Genomic DNA, 18517 nt, shown 5'->3' with positions numbered 1-18517 from the left:
TCCCGCTCAGTTGATGGTCAGCGACCCCTGGGTGATCGTCAGAGCCAGCAGCAGGACGACGACGCCGAACCCGCCGTACACCAGCGCGTCGGCGTAGCGGCCACGGATCGCGAGCAGCCCGACCCGGTCCGGCGGCAGCGCGACGCGCAGGCCCGCGGCGACCAGCATCGCCACCGCCAGCGCCGCGGACCCCTCGCGCCAGTGCTCGGTGACCACCCGCTGCAGCCCGACCAGCGACACACCGAGGACGACGAGCAGCGGCCAGTGCGCCCGCAGCCGGGCCCGCAGGCCGTGACCGGACCGGGTCGCCACCATCACCGCCCCCCGCCGCCCGTCACGACGACAGGCTGCGTTCGGTATCGATTCTCACTCCGACAGGCTGCGTTCGGCTGCCTCGACGACGTTCGTCAGCAGCATCCCGCGGGTCATCGGCCCCACGCCGCCCGGCATCGGCGCCAGCAGCCCGGCGACCTCGGCGACCTCGGGCGCCACGTCGCCGACCAGGCCCAGGTCGGTACGGGTGACGCCGACGTCGAGCACCGCGGCGCCCGGCTTGATCTGGTCGGCGGTGATGAGCCCGGCCCGGCCCGCCGCGGCGACGACGACGTCCGCCTCCCGCAGGTGCGCCGTCAGGTCCCGGGTGCCGGTGTGGCACAGGGTGACGGTGGCGTTCTCCGAGCGGCGGGTCAGCAGCAGCCCCAGCGGGCGGCCGACCGTCACGCCACGACCCACGACGACGACCCGCGCCCCGTTCAGCTCGACACCGAACCGGCGGCACAGCTCGACGATGCCGCGCGGGGTGCACGGCAGCGGTCCCGGCTCGCCGAGGACCAGGCGACCCAGGTTGGTCGGGTGCAGACCGTCGGCGTCCTTGCCCGGGTCGACCCGCTCCAGCGCGGCGCCGGCGTCGAGACCGTCCGGCAGCGGGAGCTGCACGATGAAGCCCGTGCAGGTCGGGTCGGCGTTCAGCTCGTCGATCGTGTCCTCGACCTGGGCCTGGCTCGCGTCGGCGGGGAGTTCGCGCTGCAGCGAGGTCATACCGACCTTGGCGCAGTCGCGGTGCTTGCCGCGCACGTAGGCGTGCGATCCGGGGTCGTCACCGACCAGCACCGTGCCCAGCCCGGGAGTCACCCCGGCGGCGGTCAGCTTCTCGACACGGCCCCGCAGGTCGTCGAGCAGCTCCGCCAACGTCGCCTTGCCGTCCATCACGCGCGCGCTCACCCGGGCATCCTCTCAGGTGACGCCCGGGCCGGTCGAACCTGACCGAAGGACGCGTACGTGCCGCGCAGGTAGGGGGCGCCGCCCCTGCGAGCTGGGACGACGGTCCGGTTCCGTGCGACCGGGGTACAGGTCGGGGTCTGGTCGTACGGAGGGGCGAAAAACGATCTCCGCGAGAGCAGAATCACACCGCCGGTGCTCGACCGGTCACGAACTCGACGAGGAGTTTTCCATGAGCGTGGAGAGCGACACCGCGGGGGCGCACGCCGCTGCCGCCCCGCCCGCCCCGGCAGCAGCCGCCCCGGCTGCCAATCCGGCCCTGATGGGCCTCATCTGCTTCCTGCCGTCCGGCATCACGCTGGGCCTGTGGTTCGTGGGTTACCTGGACACCACCGCACTGCCCGGCGGCATGATCCCGATCGTGACCTTCTCGGCGGGCCTGTTCCTGCTGCTGTCGGCCATGGTCGCGCTGCGCGTCGGGGACAGCGTCACCGCCGCGATCTTCGGGGTCTTCTCCGCGTTCTGGACCAGCTTCGGCGTGCTGCTCATGGCGCTGAACAACGGCTGGATCATCGACGCCGGTACCGGGCAGGCCCTGTCCACCGAGCAGATCGGGTCGATCCAGTCGACCTATCTGCTCTCGTTCACCCTGGTGTTCGTCCTGCTGACGCTGGCGACGCTGCGCCTGCCGCTGATGTTCACGATCGGTTTCGTGCTCGTCGACATCACCTTCGTGCTGGCCTACATCGGTGTGACCGCGGGCAACGCGGGCCTGTTCCCGATCGCCGGGATCACGACGTTCGCGTTCTGCGTCGTGTTCGCCTACATCCTGTTCGACGCGTTCGGCCAGACGCTGGGCGGACGCGCGATGTCGATGGGCGGGCCGCTCGTCAAGTCCTGACCCCGTCGCGACCACGCACAGGCCCCGCCGGTTCCTCCGGCGGGGCCTGTGGTGTGCCCGGTCCCGGTGGTCCGCGTGTCCCCGGTGGTCCGCGTGGTCGGGGACCGCGGGACGCGGAGGTCGCGAGGACCCGGCGCCGGGCGCAGGCGGGACGGTCAGCGGAAGTCCCGGGACGCCACCTTCACCGCCAGCGGCATCCGCTGCAGCCGGTCGGCCAGCAGGTTCAGCACGCCCTCCGGGCTGCGTTCGAGCCGGCCCCGGACCAGCAGCCCCGCGCTCCCCAGCGCCACCGACCGGTAGCGCGCCCACAAGCCCTCGGAGCAGGTCACGTTCAGCATCCCGGACTCGTCCTCGAGGTTCACGAACGTCACCCCGCGCGCGGTCGCCGGGCGCTGGCGGTGGGTGACCAGTCCCCCGACCAGCACCCGGGCCGGGGTGTCCGGGCCGGCGCGGCGGCCCACCTCGTCGAGCCGGTCGATCCGGACCGCGCCGAGCGCGTCGAGGTCCGCGCGCAGGTGCTGCACCGGGTGACCGTCCGGGGAGACGCCGGTGGCCCAGACGTCGGAGACGGTCAGCTCCGCCTCGGTCATCCCCGGCAGGGCAGGCGCGTCGAACCCGACGGCGGTGCCCGGCAGGTGCTCGGGGCGCACCCCCGCGACGACGCCCGCCGCCCACAGCGCCTCCCGCCGCTCCACCCCGAAGCAGCCGAACGCCCCGGCCGTCGCCAGCGCCTCGGCCTGCGGGCCGGTCAGCCGGACCCGGCGTGCCAGGTCGGGCAGGTCCGCGAACGGCCCGCCCGCGTCGCGCTCGGCGTCGACGGCCGCGGCGAGGTCCGCGCCGACGGTGCGGACACCCGCCAGGCCGAGCCGGACCGCCCGGCCGCCGGTGCTGTCGTCGTCGGGTTCGAGGACGGCGTCGGCCCGCCCGGCGTTGACGTCCGGCCGGTGCACCCGCACACCGTGCCTGCGGGCGTCGGCCACCAGCGACTGCGGGGAGTAGAAGCCCATCGGCTGGGCGTTGAGCAGGCCCGCACAGAACGCCGCCGGGTGGTAGAGCTTGAACCACGCCGAGTAGTAGACGAGCGCGGCGAAGCTGATCGAGTGGCTCTCCGGGAACCCGAAGTTCGCGAAGGCCAGCATCTTGGCGAAGATCCGTTCGGCGAGCTCGCCGGTGATCCCGTTCGCGGCCATCCCGTCGTAGAACCGCCCGCGCAGCCGTTCCATCCGCTCGGTGGACCGCTTGGAGCCCATCGCCCGGCGCAGCTCGTCGGCCTCGGCCGCGGTGAACCCCGCGACGTCGACGGCGATCTGCATCATCTGTTCCTGGAACAGCGGGATGCCCAGCGTCTTGTGCAACGCGGGCTTGAGCAGCGGATGGTCGTGGTCCCAGGTCTCGAGCTCGTTGCGCCGCCGGATGTAGGGGTGCACCGAGCCGCCCTGGATCGGGCCGGGCCGGATCAGCGCGACCTCGACGACGAGGTCGTAGAACTCGCGCGGGCGCAGCCGCGGCAGGGTGGCCATCTGGGCGCGGGACTCCACCTGGAACACCCCGACCGAGTCCGCGCGCGACAGCATCGCGTAGACCTCCGGGTCGGACTCGCCGATCGCGTGCAGCTCGATCCGCTCACCGGTGGCGGCCGTGACCAGGTCCACCATCAGGTGCAGCGCGGTGAGCATGCCCAGCCCGAGCAGGTCGAACTTCACCAGTCCGGCCGCGGCGCAGTCCTCCTTGTCCCACTGCACGACGGTCCGGTCGGCCATCCGCGCCCACTCGACCGGCACGACCTCGGACACCGGCCGATCGCAGATGACCATGCCGCCGGAGTGGATGCCCAGATGCCGGGGCGCACCCATCAGCTGCCCCGCGAGGTCCAGCAGCAGCGGCGGCATCTCCTGCGGGAGCTCGCTCGCCTCCAGGGCGTGCCAGCGTTCGACGCGCCTGCTCCAGGCGTCCTGCTGGCCGGGTGAGAACCCGAGCGCGCGGGCGGTGTCGCGGATCGCCGACCGCGGCCGGTAGGTGATGACGTTCGCGACCTGCGCGGCGAACAGCCTGCCGTAGCGGCGGTAGACGTACTGGATCGCCTCCTCGCGGCGGCCGGACTCGATGTCGAGGTCGATGTCGGGGTAGCCGTCGCGGTCCGGGGACAGGAACCGTTCGAACAGCAGCCCGTGCCGGACGGCGTCGACGTTGGTGATGCCCAGCGCGTAGCAGACCGCCGAGTTCGCAGCCGATCCCCGGCCCTGACAGAAGATGTTCGACCGGCGGCAGAAGTCGACGATGTCCTGGACGATCAGGAAGTAGCCGGGGAAGTTCTTCGCCTCGATGATCTCCAGCTCGCGCTGCACGGTGTGCGCCGCGAACGGGTTCTCGTCACAGCTGCCATAACGCTCCATCCGGCCGCGTTCGGTCAGCACCCGCAGCCAGGTCGTCTCGGTGTGCCCGGGCGGGACGTCGAACGGCGGCAGGTCCGGCGCCACCAGGTGCAGCTCGAACGCCAGCTCCCGGCCCAGCTCCGCCGCGCGCTCCACCGCACCGGGGTGGCGCTCGTCGAACCGCAGGGCCATCTCCCGCCCGGACCGCAGGTGCGCGGTGCCCGCCGCGGGCAGCCAGGGGTCGATCTCGTCGAGGCTGCGCCGGGCCCGGACCGCGGCGACGGTCGCGGCCAGCGGGGCCCGGTCGGGGGTGGCGTAGTGCGCTCCGGTCGTCGCCACCGTCGCGACGCCGGCCCGCTCGGCCAGCGCGGCCAGTGCGTCGTTGCGCTCGGTGTCGCCGGGCTCGCCGTACACGGTCAGCTCGACCCGCACGTTCTCCGCGCCGAAGCGCGCGACCAGCCGGTCCAGCTCCGCCGCGGCGGCCGCCGGGCCCGAGCGGTCCAGGGCGCGGCGCACCGCGCCCTTGCGGCAGCCGGTGAGCACGACGACCTTCCCCGCCGTGTCGGCGACGACCTCGTCCGGGTCGTAGACCGGCCGCCCCTTCTCCCCGCCCCGCATCTGCGCGGTGGAGATGGTGCGGCACAGCGCGCGGTACCCGTCGGGGCCGCGGGCCAGCAGCAGCAGGTGCTCGCCCTCGGGGTCGGCGACGCCGTTCTGCGGGGCGGTCAGCCCGGTGCTCAGCTCGGCGCCGAACACCGTGCGCACCCCGAGCGCGTGGGCCGCCTCGGCGAACCGCACGACCCCGTACATGCCGTCGTGGTCGGTGAGCGCGACGGCCTCCAGCCCCAGCTCGGCAGCGCGCTCGACCAGCTCCTCCGGGGCGCTCGCGCCGTCGAGGAAGCTGAAGTGCGAGTGGCAGTGCAGCTCCGCGTACGGCACGACGCCGGGCCCCGCCGGGTGCAGGCCCTCGGGCGGCTCGTAGGGGCCGCGATGGACGGACCAGGCCGGTGCGTCCCCGCCGTCGGCCTCCGGGCCGCCGCGCAGGCTCGCGCCGTCGCGCACGGAACGACCCGACAGCGCACTCTCCAGCTCCGCCCAGGGGACGTCCGGATTCTGCCAGCCCACCCGTGCAGCGTACTCGAACACAAGTTCGAACGTCGAGTGCCGGGTTCCGCGGACGGGCGTCGCCGTGCGGGCCGGCCGGCTGCTCCCCAGCGCCGGTCGGCCCCGCACGGCGGGTCCGGGCTCCGGCGCGGCACACCGGCCGCTCCCCAGCGCCGGCCCGCGGGCCACCCGGACGTACCCATCCGGTGCCGGCAGGTGGTTCGTGGACCTCCCCGCCGACATCTCCGAGTTCACCAGCCGAACCTGTGGAACGACTGAGACCCCGGTGTGGATCGACCGAGGATCACCGCGGCCCCGGGTCGCGCCGGGTCGTAGCGTCGTGTTCGTGACGCCGTGTCGTGATCGTCGGTTCACCGCACGGCCACGCCCGATGGCGGATGCTGGTCCGACGCCGCGGCGCCCGACCGGTACCGCGCACGCACGAGGAGCGCCGGACACCCGGCGCGGACGAGGCCCGGTACCGGGCCGGACGGCAGAGGTGGCTCCATGGGACGGGCGAGCACGACGGGTGGCCGGCACCGGCCACGTCTCGGGAACCGGCTGGTCAGGGTCGCGGCGGCCGGGGTGGCCGTCGTCGCGCTCGCGGCCTGCGCGGACGTCCCCGCGGCGCCGGGCGCCGCGACGATCGGCACCACCGGCGGCGGGAGTCAGGGGGCCGCGCAGGGCGACCCCGGCCTGCCGCAGCGGCTCGCGGCCGCGGTGGGCGGCGACGGCGCCTACGCCCACCTGCAGCAGTTCGAGAAGCTCGCCGACGCGAACGACGGCAACCGCGCGGTGGGCACCCCCGGGTACGACGCGGCCGTCGACCACGTCGTCGGGACGCTGCGTGCGAGCGGGTTCGAGGTGTCGACCCCGTCGTTCGAGGTGCGCACCTTCTCCGCGGGCGACGCACGGCTGACCGTGGCCGGCGCACCGGTGACGACCGAGGTGCTCGGCTTCTCCCCCGCCACCCCGCCCGGCGGGCTGACCGCTCCGCTGTCGCTGCGCCCGCGCACCCCGCAGGACCCGACACCGGGCTGCGACGCCGCCGACTACACCGGGATGCCGGCCGGGGCCATCGCCGTCGTCGAGCGCGGGACCTGCGAGTTCGGCCAGAAGTCCCGGCTCGCGGGGGCGGCGGGCGCGGCGGCGGTGATCGTGGTCAACACCGAGGACGCGGCCCTGCCCGCCACCCTCGGCGACACCCCGGGGGTCGTCCCGACGGCGGTCGTGACGAAGACCGCCGGAGCCGCCCTGCGCGACGGCCAGCAGGCGTCGCTGGTGCTCGACACCACGATCCGGCAGCAGACCTCGCGGAACGTGATCGCCGAGACCACCACCGGCGACCCGGGCCGGGTCGTGGTCGCCGGGGCCCACCTCGACAGCGTGCCCGAGGGCGCCGGCATCAACGACAACGGCAGCGGCAGCGCCGCCCTGCTCGAGATCGCGCAGAAGCTCGGCGGCTCCCCGCCGGTCGGCCAGAAGGTGCGCTTCGCGTGGTGGGGCGCCGAGGAGATCGGCCTGGTCGGCTCGACGAAGTACGTCGAGGGCCTGTCCGAGGCCGACCGCGCGCGGATCGCGCTGTACCTCAACTTCGACATGGTCGGCTCGCCGAACCCCGGTTACCTCGTCTACGACGGCGACAACTCCGACGGCCTCGGCGGCGAGGCGGGCCCGCCCGGCTCCGACACCGCGGAGCGCGTCCTGACCGAGGCGCTGGTCGGGGCCGGCGTGAACGGCCCCGAGGGCACCGCGTTCGACGGGCGCTCGGACTACGGCCCGTTCATCGAGGCCGGCATCCCGGCCGGTGGCCTGTTCACCGGCGCCGAGGAGCAGAAGACCCCGGAGCAGGCGCAGAAGTGGGGCGGCACGGCGGGACAGTCCTACGACCCCTGCTACCACACGGCCTGCGACCGGCTGACCAACATCGACCGGACCGCACTGGACCGGAACGTGACGGCGATGGCCTCGGCGATCGGCCGGTTCGCCGTCGACCTCACCGGGGTCCCGCAGCGCTGACCCGCCCGCGGCGGCCGGTGGCTCAGTCGTAGACACCCGTCACCTCCCAGCGGCCGCCGCGGTGCACGAGCAGCAGGGCCGTGCCGTCGGCGAGCACGACCTGCAGCCGGACCGCGGGCCCGGGGCCGTCGGGGGCCCACCAGCGGGTGTGCACCGGCCAGGGTCCGGCCCAGCCGGTGACCTCCCGGTCCGGGCCGCCGCCCGCGACCCGGCGCGGGACGCCGTCGAGCAGGTCCGGCGCGGCCGGGCACACCTCGGCGCCGTCCGCGGCGAGCAACCGGACCGGGACCGGGTCCGGGGGCACCGTCGCCGGGGACGGTGCCGGGAGCCGGCCGGGCCAGGTCGCCGGGGGGTCGGCGGGTGGACGACGACCGGGAGGCTCCGGGGTCACCTGCTCCGCATGCCCGGGGGCACCGGTGGCGCCGTCCCGCGCGGGAGCCACGGGCCCCGGCCGGGCGGGGATCGCCGTGTCCTCGACGACCCGCTCGTCACCCCACGGCACCAGCCGCACCCGCTCGCCCGGGTCCCGGCCGCCCGCCGGGACCGCGGTGAGCACCGCCTCCGGCCCGAGCAGCGCCTGCACCCGGACCAGGGCCCGCCCGGCCCGCTCGTCGCCCTCGCCGACGTCGCCCCACAGCCCGCGCTGCAGCGCCCCGGCGACCACGGTGTCCTCCGGGGTGAGCCGCAGCGCGACCAGCGTCCCGGAGCCGCCGCGCCCGAGCCACGAGTCGAGCTGCCAGCGCACCCGGTCCACCGTCCCGGACGGCGTCAGCGGCTCGGCGCACCGCCAGACCCGCAGCAGCTCCTCCCCGCTCTCCGTGCGTGCGTGCACCCCCAGCCGGGTGCAGGCCAGGCCGTGCCCGGCGAGCGCGGTGTGCAGCCGGGTCGCGAGTGCCCGCGCGGCGAAGGCGGCCGCGTCGACCCGGTCCACCGGCGGGTCCAGCTCGACCGCCGCGGACAGCTCCTCCGGCGGGAGCCGGCGCGCGGGCGGGCGGGGGTCGAGCCCACGGGCGAGCCGGTGCGCGGCCACCGCGTCGGCGCCGAAGCGCGAGGCCACGTCGGACTCCGACAGCGACGCGAACGCCCCCAGCGACCGCAGCCCCAGCCGGCGCAGCAGGTCCACCAGCGCGGCCCGGTCGACGTCGGGGTCCCGGTCCAGCTCGGCGACCTCCAGCGGTGCGAGGAACTCCGCCGACCGTCCCGGCGGCACCCCGCGCCCCCGGCGGGCGGCGAGCGCGGCGGCGAACATCCCGTCCGCGACGCCGATCTGGCACTCGGTCCCCGCGTGCAGGGCGACCTGGTCGATCAGCCGCTCCACCGCGGCGCGCTCCCCACCGAACCAGCCGACCGGACCGCGCGCGGGCAGCACCAGCAGCCCCGGCCGCACCACCTCGACGCCGGGGGCGAGCGCCTCCACCGCGGCGGCGACCGGCTCGAACAGCCGGGCGTCGCGCCCCGGGTCGGGGGCGAGCACCACGAGCTCCGGGCACCGGGCCTGCGCCTCCCGGCGCCGCAGCCCCCGGCGGACCCCGTGCCGGCGGGCCGTCGCCGAGCAGGCCAGGACCCGGTTGGCGTGCAGGACCGCGGCCGGCCGGTCCGCCGGGACGTGCGCGGCGCGGGCGGCCGCGGTGACCGGCCAGTCCGGGGACCAGACCGCCAGCACCCGCGGGTCGGGCTCCGCCCGTCCACCGCCGCCCGTGCCCGTCGCGCCGCCCGCCTCCGCCGTACCGGGCGTGCTCATCCCGCCGCCCGGGCCACGGGCCGCGCGACCGCGACCTCGCCCACCCCGGCCGCGGAGACCGCGGGCACCGACGGCACCGAGGTGATCGCGGGCACCGACGGCACCGCGGGGACCGGGGGTGTCGCCGGGGCGGGGACGACCGTCCCGCCGGGGCCCGGGAGGAGCACCTCCACCCCCCACCCGGCCGGGCCGATCCCGCGCCCCTCCGCCCGGACCTCGACCCGCCGGGACCGCAGCCGCCCCGTCCCGCGGCCGACGCCCTCCCAGCGCGGACGGGTGCAGTGCAGCCGCAGGTCCGCGCCCGGCCACCCGCCGAGCGCGAGCAGCACCGCACCCCGCTGCCGGGCCCGTGCGGCGAGCCGCTGCCGGTCCCCGGCCCGCAGCCCGGCCCGCTCCGGCCCGGCCACCACCACGAGGTCCAGCCCGTCCAGCAGTGCCGCGGTCACCCCGACCAGGTCCGCGCCGGGGTCGGGGACCAGCGCCAGCCGGTCCAGCCGCACGCCCGCCTCGGCCGCGGCCGTCGCGCCGAGGCCGGGACGGCCGACCACGCCCGCCCACGCGCCCTCCGCGGACGCGGCGGCCAGCAGCGCGAACAGCAGCGACCCCGCGCCGGACCCCACACCCACCGCCACGGTGGACCCCCGCCGCAGGCCCCCGCCGGGCAGCAGACCGGCCAGCGGCCCCGGCACCGGCAGCAGGTCGGCCTCGGTCACCGGACGCGCCTCGACCGTCCCGGCGCTGCGGGCCGGGGGCTCCGGCTCCGGGCAGGGCCCCACGGGCCCCGGCCGGGACCGCTCCAGGCCCGCCCGGGTCTCCGTGCGGCGCAGGACGTGCCGGGCCCGGGCGAGCCGCTCGGCGGCCGAGCCGGCCGCGGCCCCCGGCCCCCCGGCCGGGCCCCGTGCCCCGGGCAGCGGCTCCCGCCCGCCCCCGGGGACACGTGACCCGGCCCCGACCACCGGCCCGGACCCCTCCGGACCGGTGTCGTCCCCGGCGTCGACGCCGGCTCCCCCACCGGCACCGCCGACCACCCGGCCGACCGCCGCCGCTCCTCCGACGACGACCGGCCCCTCGCCCGCACCGACGCGCACCGCAGTACCTCCCCGCCACACACCGCGCCACGACCGAACGGTCGCGACCTCGCCCGGCGCGCCGCGGGGAAGGCGACGCGTGCTCGAACTGACGTTCGAAGCATAGGGCCTGTGCCGTCTCTTCGCATCCCCCGGGTGGGGGTGGCGACGACGACGGGAGGACCGTCGCACGCACCCCCGACATTCTCGGCCGGGACACCCTCCGAACTGCTCCGAACGCCGACGGCCCGGGCCGCGCGAGGCGGTCCCGGGCCGTCGGGGTGGGCGGTGGGTCAGTGGGCGAAGTGCCGCGTCCCGGTCAGGTACATCGGCACGCCCGCCTTCGCGCAGGCCGCGACGACCTCGTCGTCGCGGACCGAGCCGCCGGGCTGCACGACGGCGGCGACCCCGGCGTCGAGCAGCACCTCCAGCCCGTCGGGGAAGGGGAAGAACGCGTCGGAGGCGGCGACCGAGCCGCGGGCCCGGTCCCCGGCCCGGGTCACGGCGAGCTTCGCCGCGTCGACCCGGTTGACCTGGCCCATGCCGACGCCGACCGCGGCGCCGTCGTGGGCGAGCAGGATCGCGTTGGACTTCACCGCGCGGCAGGCACGCCAGGCGAACGCGAGGTCGTCGAGCACCTCGGGGGCGACGGCGTCGCCGGTGACGAGCTTCCAGGCGGCCGGGTCGTCGCCGTCGGCGTCGACGAGGTCGCGCTGCTGCACCAGCAGCCCGCCGGAGATCGGGCGGAGCTCGGTGCCGGTGCGGGCGGCGCCGTCGGGGATGCGGAGGACACGGACGTTCTTCTTGCGCTGGAGCACCTCGAGGGCGCCGTCGGCGTAGCCGGGGGCCACGACGACCTCGGTGAAGATCTCGGCGACCTGCTCGGCCATCGCGACCGAGACCTCGCCGTTGACCGCGATGACCCCGCCGAACGCCGACACCGGGTCGGTGGCGTGCGCCTTGCGGTGGGCCTCGGCGACGTCGGCGCCGACCGCGATCCCGCACGGGTTGGCGTGCTTGATCACCGCGACCGTGGGGCGGTCGCCGTGGTCGTGCGCGGCACGCCAGGCGGCGTCGGCGTCGACGTAGTTGTTGTAGGACATCTCCTTGCCGTGCAGCTGCTCGGCGCCGGCGAGGCCGGAGCCGGTGCCGTCGGTGTAGAGCGCGGCGGACTGGTGCGGGTTCTCGCCGTAGCGCAGCGGGCGCTCGCGGGTCCAGGTGGCGCCCACCCACTCGGCGGAGGCGTCGTCGCCCGCGGGGAACTGCTCGCCCATCCAGGTCGCGACCGACACGTCGTAGGCGGCGGTGTGCCGGTAGGCGTCGGCGGCCAGCCTGCGGCGGTCCTCCACGACGAACCCGCCCGCACCGACCTGCTCGAGCACCCAGGCGTAGCGCGACGGGTCGACGACGACCGCGACGCTCTCGTGGTTCTTCGCCGAGGCCCGCACCATCGCCGGGCCGCCGATGTCGATCTGCTCGACGGCCTCGTCGCGGCTCGCGCCGGACGCGACGGTCTCGCGGAACGGGTAGAGGTTGGACACCAGCAGGTCGAACGGCGCGATGTTCAGCTGCTCGAGCTGCGCGAGGTGCTCGGGCTTGCGGGTGTCGGCGAGCAGCCCGGCGTGCACCCGCGGGTGCAGGGTCTTGACCCGGCCGTCGAAGCACTCGGGGAACCCGGTGACCTCCTCGACGGGGGTGACCGGGACGCCGGCGTCGGCGATCCGCTGTGCGGTGGAGCCGGTCGAGACGATCTCCACCCCGGCGGCGTGCAGCCCGGTGGCCAGGTCGAGGAGACCGGCCTTGTCGTAGACGCTGATCAGGGCCCGGCGTACCGGCCTGCGCTCACTCACTGTTCACCTCATGGGGTTGGGCGGCGGCGGCGAACCGTCGCACGGTCGCGACCAGCAGCCGTCGTTCCTCGGTCTTGATGCGCTCGTGCAGGGAGGTCTCGTCGTCGCCCGGGAGCACGGGGACCTCCGCCTGCGCGAGCACCGGTCCGGTGTCGAGCCCGGCGTCGACCTCGTGCACGGTCGCGCCGGTGACGGGCACCCGGGCGGCCAGCGCGTCCCGGACGGCGTGCGCGCCGGGGAACGCCGGCAGCAGCGCCGGGTGCGTGTTCAGCATCGGGCATCCGAGCGCGTCCAGGAAGGCCGGGGAGACGAGCTTCATGAACCCCGCCCCGACGACGAGGCCCGGCCGGTGCGAGAGGACGGCCGCGGCGAGCGCGGTGTTCCAGGCGTCGCGGTCGGGGTGGTCGGCGACCCGCTCGACGAAGGTGGGGACACCCGCGGTGCGGGCCCGGTCGAGCCCGGTAGCACCCGCGCGGTCGGCCCCCACGGCGACGACGGCGAACCCGGCGCCCGCGGTGTCGAGCAGTGCCTGCAGCAGGGTGCCGCTCCCGGAGACGAGGACGACGACCCGCAGCGCCCCGTGCCGCTCCTGCGCGCCCACCGTGTCCCTTCCTCGCCGGTCCGGGCCGCTCCACGGCCCCTGGCCAGGGTAGACGCGCCCTCCGACGACGACGGCGCCCGGTGCGGTGGCCCGGGTCACCCGGCCCGGCCGGGCGGGTCAGTCGTCCCGTGAGCGGTCGCGGGGGCGGGTGATGCGGTCGGTCCGGCCGTCGGTGCGCCGGTCGGACGGGTCCCCGTCGTCGGTGTCCCGGTCCGCGCGGCGCCCGGCTGCGCGGCGACCGTCGGGGCCGTGGTCCCCCGCGTCGTCGCCGTGGTCGGGGTCCTCGTCGTCGCCGGCGGGGTCACGGCCGGCGGAACCGTCGAGGCGACGGGTGGCCGTGCGACCGGCTCCGCCGAGCTCCTCCTCGTCGGTGTCGGCATCGGAGTAGGGGCGGAGGTCGTCGTGGCCCCCGTCGTCGTCCCACGCGGCATCGGCACGACGGGCGGGCGCCCCGGCGGTGCGACGGCGTTCGACCAGATCGCCCACCGTCGACGCGCGACGGCGGTCCCGGGCGGCCCGGGCCCGGTCGACCGCGGTCCGCGACCCGTCGGTGCCGCCCATCGGGACGTGCCGGGCGAGCTCGGTCCCGGCACAGGTCAGCACGGCCGGGATCCCGACCAGCAGCAGCGCGCAGCCGAGGACCGCCCACGGGTGGAACGACACCGGGTCGTAGGGCCCGCCCGCGAGCGCACCCCCGGCGAGCGCCGCCGGGACGGCCGCCCCGACCGCGACGACCACGGCCGCCAGCGCCGGTGCCACCACCCGGTCCACGACCGGCGCGTCGTCGGCCAGCGCCCGCCGGCAGGCGATCCCGCCGAGCACCCCCGCGACGACGGGCAGCAGCACGACCAGCACCGCGGCCGTCGGGACGGTGGCGACGGGCAGGACCACCGCGGGCGGGAACGGCGGCAGCGGACCCGGCTCGACGCCGAACGGACCGGAGCGGGCGATACCGACCGACACCCCCGCGCCCAGCGCCCAGGACAGCGCCCCGACCAGGGCGTTCGGCAGGTACCCGATGCTCAGCACCAGCACCCCGACGCCCGCCCAGGCGCCGGGGGCGATGCGCTCGGCGGTGTCGGCGACGTCCGAGGCGCTCGCGACCAGCGCCACGGTCAGGACGAGGGCGGCGACCAGCAGCAGCGCGGCGGCCGCGACCCGGGCCCCGGCGAGCGCCGCGCCGGGCCAACCCGCCAGCACCCGCTTCCAGGCCGCCGGCGCCCCGCAGGCGTGGACGACGCCGATCCCGGCGGCCGCCCCGGCCACCAGCCCGGCCCCGATCATCGACGCCCAGGGGGCGGTGACGGCCATGTCCCGCGGCAGCAGTGCGCCGGCGAGCACGGCGAGCGCGGCGGCGGCCCCGGCCTGGGACGCGACGACGGCGCCCGCGTCGTGCCGGACCCGCCCGCCCAGGCGGAGCACCGCCCAGCGCGAGCAGAAGGCGACCAGCGCGACGACCACCAGCGTCGGCAGCAGCGGCAGCACCCCGAACGGGCGCCCGTCCACCGCGACCGGGATGAGGTGCGCGGCCAGCCACAGCGGGACGGCTGTGGCGAGTGCCCCGTCCGCGGTGACCGCGACGCCGCCGGTGCCGGTCAGCAGCGCCGCCACCGGGACGAGCATCGTGTACCCGGCGAGGACGGCGCCCATCGTGGCCACGAGCAGGATCCGCAGCCGGTCCAGCCCGGTGCCGGTCCCGGTACCGCGCGTCGGGGTCCGGGCGGGGCGGCGGCGCCCCCGCTCCCGGTCCGCGACGGCGGTCGCGCGCCCACCGCGGGAGCGCTCCGGTGCGGGCCCGGTGGACCGGGCCCGGGAGCCCGGGCGGCCGCGGGCGGGACGGGGCGGGGTGGTGCTCACCCGGTCAGCGTCGCAGCGAACGCGGCCCGGGAGGGGCAGGCACGCCGCGACGTGCCGGGACCCACGGTTCCCTCCGCTCAGGCGGAGCCGTCACCGCCGGGCCGGAAGGTGCGGGTGGCCTCGTCGTCAACGGACGCCGGGGCCGCGGGGCGCTCGGTCTGCTCGCCGGGCGCCGGGGCGGAGCCGGAGCCGGGGATCGCGGAGGGGCGGGTGACGCCCGCGTCGTCCCCGGTACCGCTCGGGCCCGCCGTGTGGGGGGTGGTCGGGGGCGGGGCCTGCTCGCCCCCCGGCGCGCCGGTCACCGCGGCGGCGCGGTCACCGTAGGACACCCCGGAGAAGGCGCCGCCCGCGCCGGACGGCGTGTGCGGTGCCGCGTCCGCCTGCGGGGTGCGGCCGCCGACCGCGTGACGGCCCGCGTCGTCGCCGGTCCGGTCCTGCGCCCCGGGCACCTCGGGCGCGCCGTGGGCCCCGGACTGCCCCGGGTACTGCCCGGCGGCGGGCTGCGGCACGGCGGGCACCGCACCGGGGGCGCCGTACGCGGCGGCACCGGCGTGATCCGCACCGGACTGCGCCGCACCGTGGGCGGCGCCGTACTGGCCCGCTCCGTACTGACCGGCGCCGTACTGGCCGGCGCCCGGCTGGGCGACACCGTGCTGTCCCGCACCGGGCGGCCCCGCGACGTGCTGTCCCGCGCCGTACTGGCCCGCACCGGGCTGGCCGGGGGCGTACGGGGCCGCGCCGGGCTGGGCGGCGTAGGGGCTCGCGCCGTACTGGCCCGAGGCGTAGGGGTCCGCGCCGTAGGGCGTCGCACCGGAGGCCGCACCGTACGGGGCCGCGGCACCCGGCTGGCCCGCGCCGTAGGGCTGCTGCGGCATCCAGGGCGGCTGCTGGCCCGGCGGGACCTGGCCGGGGCCGGGGCCCCAGCCGGGCTGCCCGACGTGCGACGGGCGCTGCGCCCGCGGCGCGGGGGCGGAGACGACGCCGGACAGGAGGAGCTGGGCGTAGAGCAGCGCGGCGGCGGCGAGCAGCGCGACCACGAACACGACCCACCCGAGCGTGCCGCCGACCGCCCCGGTGCCGCTGCCGGCCAGGAGCAGCAGCATCGTCAGCGCCCCCGTCGTCGACAGGACCACGCCCGCGACCAGGGTGCGCCCGGTGCCGGGCAGCAGGGTGAGGGCTCCCGCGACGCCACCGGCGACGACCATCGCGACCGGGAACAGCCCGGTCGCGACGTCGAAGAAGGTCAGGACCAGCGCCAGCAGGGCCAGCACGGCCCCCGCCAGGACGGCGACCCGCACCGTCGGAGCGGGCGCGGCCTGCTCCGGAGCCGGGACGGCCCCGGGCTCGTTGCTCGACATGACGACCACTCCCGTGTGACGGACGGACTCGCTGCACCGCACGCTAGCCGATGCCCCCGACACGGCCGGGTGAGGCGCTCGGGGTGCACACAGCACGACGCGCGGGCACCCGGGAGAAGTTCCCGGGTGCCCGCGCGTCGGACGTGCGACCCGAACTCCGATCAGGCGGAGAGGATCTCCTTCATCAGCGCGGCGGTCTCGGACGGCGTCTTGCCGACCTTGACACCGGCGGCCTCGAGGGCCTCCTTCTTGGCCTGCGCGGTGCCGGCCGAGCCGGACACGATCGCGCCGGCGTGGCCCATCGTCTTGCCCTCGGGGGCGGTGAAGCCCGCGACGTAGCCGACGACCGGCTTGGTGACGTTGGCCTTGATGAAGTCCGCGGCGCGCTCCTCGGCGTCGCCACCGATCTCACCGATCATCACGATGGCCTCGGTCTCCGGGTCCGCCTCGAACGCCTCGAGGGCGTCGATGTGGGTGGTGCCGATGACCGGGTCGCCGCCGATGCCGATGGCGGTGGAGAAACCGAACTCACGCAGCTCGTACATCATCTGGTAGGTCAGCGTGCCGGACTTCGACACCAGGCCGATCCTGCCCGCGCCGGCGATGTTCGCCGGGATGATGCCCGCGTTGGACTTGCCGGGCGAGATGATGCCGGGGCAGTTCGGGCCGATGATCCGGGTCTTGTTGCCGGTGGCGACCGCGTGCGCCCAGAAGTACGCCGAGTCGTGCACCGGGATGCCCTCGGTGATGACCACGGCCAGCGGGATCTCGGCGTCGATGGCCTCGATCACGGCGTCCTTGGCGAACTTCGGCGGGACGAAGATGACCGACACGTCGGCGCCGGTCTCCTTGATCGCCTCCTCGACCGTGCCGTAGACGGTGACGTCCTTGTCGCCGATGGTGTGCGTGGTCCCGGCCTTGCGGGCGTTCACACCACCCACGATGTTCGTCCCGGCGGCGAGCATCTTGGTGGCGTGCTTGGTGCCCTCGCCGCCCGTGATGCCCTGGACGATGACCTTGCTGTTCTCGTTGAGGAAGATCGACATGTCTCAGGCTCCAGCGTTCGCGAGCTCGGCGGCCTTGGCGGCCGCGTCGTCCATCGTGCCCACCACGGTGACGAGCGGGTGGTTCGCGTCGGCGAGGATCTGACGACCCTCCTCGACGTTGTTGCCGTCCAGGCGGACGACCAGCGGCTTGGTCGCGTCGTCGCCCAGGATCTTGAGGGCCTCGACGATGCCGTTGGCGACCGCGTCGCACGCGGTGATGCCGCCGAAGACGTTGACGAAGACGCTCTTGACCTCGTCGTCACCCAGGATGACGTCCAGGCCGTCGGCCATGACCTGCGCCGAGGCGCCGCCGCCGATGTCGAGGAAGTTGGCGGGCTTGACCCCGCCGTGCGCCTCGCCGGCGTAGGCGACGACGTCGAGGGTGCTCATGACGAGGCCCGCGCCGTTGCCGATGATGCCGACCTGGCCGCCGTCGAGCTTGACGTAGTTCAGGCCCTTGGCCTTGGCCTTGGCCTCGAGCGGGTTCTCGGTGCGCTCGTCGACCAGCTCGGCGTGCGCCGGGTGCCGGAAGTCGGCGTTGGCGTCGAGGGTGACCTTGCCGTCGAGGGCGATCACCTTGTCCTGCGGGTCGCGGACCAGCGGGTTGACCTCGACCAGCGTCGCGTCCTCGGAGACGAAGGTCTCCCAGAGCTTCACGATCACGTTCGCGGCCTCGTCGGCGACGGCGGCCGGGATCTTGCCCGCGGCGACGATCTCGTCGGCCTTGGCCTTGTCGACACCGGCGATCGGGTCGATGGCGATCCGGGCCAGCGCGTCCGGGCGCTCGACGGCCAGCTGCTCGATCTCCATGCCGCCCTCGGCCGAGCACATGGCCAGGAAGGTGCGGTTGGACCGGTCCAGCAGGAAGGAGAAGTAGTACTCCTCGGCGATGTCGCTGGCCTCGGTGACCAGGACCTGGTGCACGGTGTGACCCTTGATGTCGAGGCCCAGGATGGCCTCGGCCTTCTCCTTGGCCTCGTCGGCGTTCTCGGCCAGCTTCACGCCGCCGGCCTTGCCCCGACCACCGGTCTTGACCTGTGCCTTGACCACGACGGCGGTGCCCAGCTCGGCCGCCGCGGCCGCCGCGTCGGCGGCGTTGTCCACGGTCCGGCCCGGCAGCACCGGGACTCCGTGCGCGGCGAAGAGGTCCTTCGCCTGGTACTCGTAGAGGTCCACTCGGCTCTCCCGCTCCACTTCGCTCTCGCCGCGACCGGCGCGACCCCGGCTCGTTCTCCGGGCGCGCCCCGCACAGGTGGCGGGCGGCAGCGGTCGCGGACGTCGGTGATGCTGCGACGGGGAGCCTAGCCACGCCGCGCGCACCGGTCCTGACCTGGGCCGGTGACCGCTGTCACCCCGTCGGCGCAGTGCTCGATTCAGATCGGC

13 protein-coding genes are annotated in these 18517 nt (G+C 76.1%); 2 read left to right on the top strand and 11 right to left on the bottom strand.

What is annotated here, in order from left to right; translation table 11 throughout:
* Positions 1–6: 6 nt before the first annotated feature.
* Both KPF22_RS06310 and KPF22_RS06305 read right to left on the bottom strand, forming a co-directional pair.
* Complete coding sequence (locus KPF22_RS06310; protein WP_208826037.1) at positions 7–315, bottom strand: DUF3017 domain-containing protein; 309 nt, start codon at positions 313–315, stop codon at positions 7–9.
* Between the two features lie 51 nt (positions 316–366).
* Positions 367–1221, bottom strand: coding sequence for a bifunctional methylenetetrahydrofolate dehydrogenase/methenyltetrahydrofolate cyclohydrolase (locus KPF22_RS06305; protein WP_062397708.1), 855 nt, complete (start codon positions 1219–1221; stop codon positions 367–369).
* A 229-nt stretch (positions 1222–1450) separates the two neighbouring features.
* Here KPF22_RS06305 and KPF22_RS06300 point away from each other — a divergent pair, with 229 nt between their 5' ends.
* Complete coding sequence (locus KPF22_RS06300) at positions 1451–2119, top strand: GPR1/FUN34/YaaH family transporter (RefSeq protein ID WP_224401457.1); 669 nt, start codon at positions 1451–1453, stop codon at positions 2117–2119.
* Positions 2120–2274: 155 nt separating this feature from the next.
* Here KPF22_RS06300 and KPF22_RS06295 read toward each other — a convergent pair whose 3' ends face one another.
* A complete protein-coding gene (locus tag KPF22_RS06295) occupies positions 2275–5616 on the bottom strand; it encodes an error-prone DNA polymerase (RefSeq protein WP_224401456.1) in 3342 nt (1113 codons plus the stop codon).
* Positions 5617–6102: 486 nt separating this feature from the next.
* On the opposite strand from KPF22_RS06295, the gene KPF22_RS06290 reads away from it, so the two are divergent.
* The gene (locus KPF22_RS06290; protein WP_224401455.1) at positions 6103–7614 is read left to right on the top strand and encodes a M28 family metallopeptidase; all 1512 of its coding nucleotides are present in this window, start codon (positions 6103–6105) and stop codon (positions 7612–7614) included.
* 22 nt (positions 7615–7636) lie between these two features.
* Here KPF22_RS06290 and KPF22_RS06285 read toward each other — a convergent pair whose 3' ends face one another.
* The 8 genes from KPF22_RS06285 to sucC all read right to left on the bottom strand — a co-directional run bounded on the left by KPF22_RS06285 (position 7637) and on the right by sucC (position 18328).
* On the bottom strand, positions 7637–9355 hold the full coding sequence (locus KPF22_RS06285) for a DNA polymerase Y family protein (protein ID WP_224401454.1): 1719 nt from the start codon (positions 9353–9355) through the stop codon (positions 7637–7639).
* Entirely contained in the window at positions 9352–10443 is a 1092-nt protein-coding gene (locus KPF22_RS32970; protein WP_308010367.1) for a hypothetical protein, read from the bottom strand. The genes KPF22_RS06285 and KPF22_RS32970 overlap by 4 nt, the downstream gene beginning before the upstream one ends.
* A 272-nt stretch (positions 10444–10715) precedes the next feature.
* A complete protein-coding gene (gene purH, locus KPF22_RS06275; RefSeq protein WP_224401452.1) occupies positions 10716–12272 on the bottom strand; it encodes a bifunctional phosphoribosylaminoimidazolecarboxamide formyltransferase/IMP cyclohydrolase in 1557 nt (518 codons plus the stop codon).
* Positions 12265–12873: a phosphoribosylglycinamide formyltransferase gene (purN, locus tag KPF22_RS06270; RefSeq protein WP_224401451.1), complete on the bottom strand. Its 609-nt coding sequence runs from the start codon at positions 12871–12873 to the stop codon at positions 12265–12267. Before purN ends, purH begins: the two co-directional genes overlap by 8 nt.
* A 117-nt stretch (positions 12874–12990) precedes the next feature.
* On the bottom strand, positions 12991–14730 hold the full coding sequence (locus tag KPF22_RS06265) for a DUF6350 family protein (protein ID WP_224401450.1): 1740 nt from the start codon (positions 14728–14730) through the stop codon (positions 12991–12993).
* A 77-nt stretch (positions 14731–14807) separates the two neighbouring features.
* Positions 14808–16088 (bottom strand): DUF5336 domain-containing protein, encoded by a 1281-nt coding sequence (locus KPF22_RS06260; protein ID WP_224401449.1) that lies wholly within the window; start codon positions 16086–16088, stop codon positions 14808–14810.
* A 161-nt stretch (positions 16089–16249) separates the two neighbouring features.
* Positions 16250–17134 (bottom strand): succinate--CoA ligase subunit alpha, encoded by an 885-nt coding sequence (gene sucD / locus KPF22_RS06255; RefSeq protein WP_073576419.1) that lies wholly within the window; start codon positions 17132–17134, stop codon positions 16250–16252.
* 3 nt (positions 17135–17137) lie between these two features.
* Positions 17138–18328, bottom strand: coding sequence for an ADP-forming succinate--CoA ligase subunit beta (sucC, locus tag KPF22_RS06250; RefSeq protein ID WP_308010366.1), 1191 nt, complete (start codon positions 18326–18328; stop codon positions 17138–17140).
* Positions 18329–18517: the final 189 nt, after the last annotated feature.

The organism is Pseudonocardia sp. ICBG1034 (assembly GCF_020131375.1).
GTDB lineage: Bacteria > Actinomycetota > Actinomycetes > Mycobacteriales > Pseudonocardiaceae > Pseudonocardia > Pseudonocardia alni.
This window is presented reverse-complemented; position numbering and strand designations above follow the sequence as displayed.